The 4,876-nt window shown below is 70.3% G+C and carries 5 protein-coding genes and 1 pseudogene; 3 read left to right on the top strand and 3 right to left on the bottom strand.

Annotated features, from left to right (window positions below; genetic code table 11):
* Positions 1-219: 219 nt before the first annotated feature.
* Positions 220-852, bottom strand: a complete 633-nt coding sequence (locus tag ACWDA7_RS50355) for a type III effector protein (protein WP_450614604.1) — start codon at positions 850-852, stop codon at positions 220-222.
* Between the two features lie 124 nt (positions 853-976).
* Between ACWDA7_RS50355 and ACWDA7_RS50350 the strand changes: the two genes are divergently transcribed.
* From ACWDA7_RS50350 to ACWDA7_RS50340, 3 genes are all read left to right on the top strand, one after another.
* Positions 977-1,411 carry an Hsp20/alpha crystallin family protein gene (locus ACWDA7_RS50350; protein ID WP_450614602.1) on the top strand — a complete coding sequence of 145 codons (435 nt, stop codon included), beginning with the start codon at positions 977-979 and terminating at the stop codon, positions 1,409-1,411.
* A 98-nt stretch (positions 1,412-1,509) separates the two neighbouring features.
* Positions 1,510-1,905 carry a DUF2267 domain-containing protein gene (locus ACWDA7_RS50345; RefSeq protein ID WP_450614600.1) on the top strand — a complete coding sequence of 132 codons (396 nt, stop codon included), beginning with the start codon at positions 1,510-1,512 and terminating at the stop codon, positions 1,903-1,905.
* 64 nt (positions 1,906-1,969) lie between these two features.
* Positions 1,970-2,404: a DUF2267 domain-containing protein gene (locus ACWDA7_RS50340; protein WP_450614598.1), complete on the top strand. Its 435-nt coding sequence runs from the start codon at positions 1,970-1,972 to the stop codon at positions 2,402-2,404.
* A gap of 244 nt (positions 2,405-2,648) precedes the next feature.
* On the opposite strand, the gene ACWDA7_RS50335 is transcribed toward ACWDA7_RS50340, so the two are convergent.
* Positions 2,649-3,632: a quinone oxidoreductase family protein gene (locus ACWDA7_RS50335; RefSeq protein ID WP_450614596.1), complete on the bottom strand. Its 984-nt coding sequence runs from the start codon at positions 3,630-3,632 to the stop codon at positions 2,649-2,651.
* A 386-nt stretch (positions 3,633-4,018) separates the two neighbouring features.
* Positions 4,019-4,876 (bottom strand): annotated as a pseudogene (locus tag ACWDA7_RS50330) (MFS transporter); the annotation flags it as partial.

Here is a 4,876-nt window from a genome sequence, read left to right as displayed (position 1 = left end):
CGCGGGAGACCAGTGCATCCACCACCGTTCGGGATGCGCCAGTTGACCAGGACTGGGTACAAGACTCACTCCTGCTCACTGACTAGGAACGGTGCGGTCTGCTCACGCTTGCGCGTACGTGACAGCGGCAGTACGGCGGCCGGCCCGCAACTGGCCCGAGGGTCGGCATACCCCGCTGCCGGACACCCCCTCCGATCCCCGCCAGCCTCCTCCACGCATTCAAGGGGGTGTGAGCGTGTCGAGTTGTGCAGCGAGGTCGGGGTGGGTGGTGGTCAGGTGGGGGCGGGTGGCGTTGAGGGGGCGGATGAGGACGGCGGGGTCGTCGTGGGCGAGTGCTGCGTGGAGCTGGCTGAGCGGGTTGCGGGCCGCAGTGGGCAGGTCGGTGAGAGCGGCGATCTGGCCGGCGATTCGGCGCAGGTCGGCTGCGTTGCGGCGGGCCCAGGTGGCGGTGGTGCGTTCGGCGGCGCGGCGCTCGCGGGTGGCCTGGACGCGCTGTTCGCCGGTGGTTCCGGCGGGGCCGGGCCGACCTCGCAGGTAGCGGCGTTCGGCCGCCTGGCGGCTGGCGACTCCGAGAGGGTGGGCAAGGTCCGCCCAGCTGGCACCCGCCTCCCGGGCGGTTTCGATCAGGCCGGTTTCCCAGCCGGCGAGCTGCTCGCGGACCTGCCGCAGCAGCAGAAGAGAGGCCAGGGCCTGCTCCGGGCCCACGTCATGCGTCTTGGCCGTGCCGGGGACTGCCTGCCGGGCGACGTGCAGGGCTTCGTCTATGGCTTGAAGGGCTGCGGCGGCGGCGAGGAATGACGCCGGGCTCTGTGCGTCGGTGCTGGACGATGCTGGCTGGTCGGCCGGGACCATGGACACTCCTCCGTAGTCATCCTTTGGACGACACCACGTTTGTCATCCATTGGATGACATGGTACAACGGTTTCAGTGAGGCGCATTGGCGGCAACCGTCTGACCTTCCTGGAGGTGTTTTCCGATGTTGATGCGCACTGATCCCTTCCGTGAGCTGGACCGGCTGGCGCAGCAGTTGATGGGTCCGGGCACCTGGTCGCGGCCGTCCCCGATGCCGATGGACGCCTACCGCGAGGGCGGCGACCAATACGTGGTGGCCTTCGACATCCCCGGCGTCAGCGCGGACGCGATCGACATCGACGTCGAACGGAACATGCTGACCGTCAAGGCCGAGCGCCGGCCTGTGACGAAGTCCGATGACGTGCAGATGGAGCTGTCGGAACGGCCGCTGGGCGTTTTCTCCCGCCAGATCGTGCTGGCCGACACGCTGGACACCGAGCACATCCAGGCCGACTACGACGCAGGCGTGCTCACCCTGCGGATCCCGATCGCCGAGCGCGCCAAGCCCCGCAAGATCGCCATCGGCGTCGGATCCGGCCGCAAGGAGATCTCCGGCTGAGCCGGACAGACGAGGGCTGAACAGCGGCGGAGGACGGATATCTGATCTCCCCTCCCCGTCCTCCGCGCCCCGGGGATCTGAGGAAGGGGGCGGCCGACATGACTGTGCGACGCGCGGCGTTCCTCGACCATGTGAAGGAACGCGGCGAGTACGACACCTCGCAGGAGGCCGAACGCGCGGCCCGCGTGGTGCTCGCCCTGCTGGGCGCACACCTGGTCGGCGAGGTACGCGCCCAACTGGCGGCGCGTCTGCCGGAAGGCTTCGCCCTGATCCTGCTCAACCCGCTGCAGAGCGCCGAGCCGCTACCCCCAGAGCGGTTCGTGCGCGCGACCGCGGCCTGGATCGAAGGGGCCACCGAACAGACTGCGGCCTGGGACGTCAGCGCCGTCCTGTCCACGGTGGCCGACGCCGCCGGCGACGACCTCGTCAAACAGATCCTGCTCCAGCTCCCCGTGGGCTACGACCTCCTCTTCGGCCGCCCCCAACCCACCTGACCACCCCCGGTGACCGCACCCCGGCCACCACGACCCCGGTGACAGAAAGGCAACCACCACCGTGATGACCGACCGGCACGCGGCGCTCCAGCACTCCTACGGAAGGGCGTACGAACGGATGCTGGAGAAGGTCCGCTACGAAGGCGCCTACCCCACCCGCGAGAAGGCCGAGGAAGCCGTCCGCCTCGTCCTCGCGGGACTGGGACGCCAGCTGACCGGCGACGAACGCGTCGACCTGGCCGCCCGCCTGCCCCTGGAAGCCGCACGCGTCCTCACCGCCCAGATCCCCGACACCCAGCCGCTGACCGGCTGGGCCTTCGTCAAGGACCTCGCCGCCCGCACCGGCGCCTCCCTGGCCACCACCCGCTGGGACACCGGATCCGTCTTCTCCGCCGTCGCCGCCCACGCCGGCCCCGACCTCATCACCCGCATCCTGCACCAGCTCTTCTCCGGCTACGCGCTGCTGTTCGGCCGCGCCGAACTCACCCCCGCCACGTAGAGAAGTGCCGAGGGAGTGGGCTCCCGACGATGACGAAAGTCATGGTCGGGAGCCCGTATCTCATGTCCAGGTGCAGGTTGCGCGGAGTCAGTTGCCGGTGGCTTGCCTGCGCATGACCTCGACGGTGCCCCGGGGGCGCAGACCGTGATGCTGGGGAGGGGCGCAGCAACTCGGCGGGGTTGAGCCCGTGATTGCTGTGGCCGTGGTGGAGTAGACGAACCGCAGGCGTGTGCTGGGCGTGCGGTCACAGGCTGAGGAGCACGCGGCCGAAAGGCCCGCCCTTGATGAGGTGGCGCTGGGCCTCGGCGGCCTGCTCCAGCGGGAAGACGCGGTCGACGAGGGGGGTGATCTCCTTGCGGGCGACCAGGTCCAGGAGCTTGGCATTGGCCGTGTTGACCTGCTCCTGGGTGAACAGGGCGAAGAGGAAGCCGTGCACATGGGCCGCCTTCCAGATCAGGTCCGTGACGTTGATGTCGGCCTGCATGCCGGCGGAATAGCCGATGCTGATCAAGGTGCCGCCCCAGGCGAGCGCGCCCAACGCCTGCCCTGTGATCGGCCCGGCCACACCGTCGAGGACGACGTCGACGCCCTTGCCGTCGGTGAGCCGGGCGACCCCGTCGCGCAGCGACTCGCGGCTGAGGTCGATGACCTCGTATCCGGCTGCCCGGCTCCGCTCGGCCTTGGCCGTGGAGGTGGCGGTGGTGATCGCGAGCGATGCGCCCAGGTGCCGGGCGATCTCCACGCCGGCCTGGCCGACCGCGCCGCCGCTTCCGGGGGCGAGCACGGTGCCGCCCGGCTGGAATTCGGCCAGCTCGGTGAGCGCGAGGTAGGCGGTCAGGTAGCCGACGCCCGTGGACAGCGCCGCGGCGGCGGTGTCGTCGATCCCGTCCGGGACGGTCAGCAGGTGGGCCGGATCGACGGCGACGTACTCGGCCCAGGTGCCGTCGGCGGTGACGCCGTAGCGGCCGCCGCTGATCATGACCCGGGTGCCCGCCGCGAGACCGCTGTCACCGGGCTCTTCGACCGTCCCCACGCCGGTGCCTCCTGGGGTGATCGGGAAGGGCTTGACCGCGCCCCGCTTGCCGCTGCGCACGGTGTCGTCCAATGGCTGGATGCCCGCCAGGGTCAGCCGGACCAGGGCCTGCCCGCTCCGGGGCTCGGGCCTGGGGACGGCCACCGGGTGGAGGACGTCGTAGTCGCCGAACTGGTCGTACTGGATTGATCGCATCGTCTTGGCCTTCCACGGTGTCTGTTTGTGAGAGGCGATGCGCTTCCGTGCGGCGCGCTCCGTCGAAGTGTGGCGTTGCCATCGTGTTCAGGGACGTAGCCCCGCACAAGTAAAGTGATCGCTGTACATCAAGGCTAACACCGAAGGGCATCCAGGTAAAGTGATCGCTGTACTTGTGAGTGTCGAGTCGGCCTGGCGATGCCGCGTGCGTTCCGCCCGGGTCCGCGAGGCGGCGCAACTTCATGGGCGCTGAGAGCCGGCCCCGGATCGCAGGGCGCACACCCCGCCCGAGATAGGCGGCGCCGTACTATCGCGGCTGCCGGCCCGCTGCCACCGACGGTCTGGCGGGTTGTCGTGCTCAGGGGAGGCGCCGCCACGCTGCGCGATCACGTTCCGGACGGATCGGGCGCTGCGAGCTCCTGACCCCGTGCGGCCCTGGCCGCCCCTTGGCAGGAAGGGCCGCCGGCGGCCAGGGCCCCGGAGAAGGCCGCTGCCGTGGTCCTGGCTGTGCGCCTGCGAACAGCGGCTATGAGGACGGCCAGCAGTGCCAGCGCGATGACCGCGGCGCCATACCACATCGTCGTAGCGCGCAGGCCGAGGGACGGTATGACCAGCCCGGCAGCTACGGCGGGAACACCGAAAGCGATGTAGCTGACGACGTAGACGGAGGCGAACAGCTTCGCCCGCTCCGTGGGGCCGGCCAGTGCTGCCAGCGCGCCGAAGGAGCCCAGGAGAGAGCTGCCCCAGCCGGCGCCGGCGAGGGCGGTTCCGAGGAAGAACAGCGGCGTCGAGGGTCCGACGAGGGCGAGCAGGGTCAGAGCGGTCCCGGTGGCGAGGGCCACGCACCCGACGGCCATGACCCGGTGCGGCGCCAGGTTGCGAGACAGCAGTGAGGCCACGGTTCCCGCGCTGTAGAACGTGGTCAGCGCCAGGGCACCGACCAGGTGACTTCCGATGTGCAGGACCCCTACGGCCAGCGAGGGGACCAGCGAGAGGTAGAAACCGGTGATCGCCCAGGTGGCGACAAGACAGGGCATGATCGCCAGGAAGGACCGGCGCGCTTGGGGCGGCACGGCCATCTGAGGCCGCAGCGAGGCCCAGGCGCCCGGCCGGGGTGTGACCGGCTCGGGCAGGAAGAACACCGCCACGGTCAGCACCAGGAAGACGGCGATGAGCAGGGCGAAGACCAGCATCGTGGGGGCGGGGGCGTACTGCACCAGCACTCCGCTGCCCAGCGCCCCAAG

This window comes from Streptomyces sp. NPDC001156, from assembly GCF_053598275.1.
Note: the sequence above shows the minus strand (reverse complement) of the source record. Positions and strands in the feature narration are given on the sequence as shown.

Coding starts and splice junctions, on each gene's coding strand:
- ACWDA7_RS50340 (WP_450614598.1), top strand. CDS start 1,970: ATGACCGACCGGCACGCGGCGCTCCAGCACTCCTACGGAAGGGCGTAC.
- ACWDA7_RS50350 (WP_450614602.1), top strand. CDS start 977: ATGTTGATGCGCACTGATCCCTTCCGTGAGCTGGACCGGCTGGCGCAG.
- ACWDA7_RS50355 (WP_450614604.1), bottom strand. CDS start 852: ATGGTCCCGGCCGACCAGCCAGCATCGTCCAGCACCGACGCACAGAGC.
- ACWDA7_RS50335 (WP_450614596.1), bottom strand. CDS start 3,632: ATGCGATCAATCCAGTACGACCAGTTCGGCGACTACGACGTCCTCCAC.
- ACWDA7_RS50345 (WP_450614600.1), top strand. CDS start 1,510: ATGACTGTGCGACGCGCGGCGTTCCTCGACCATGTGAAGGAACGCGGC.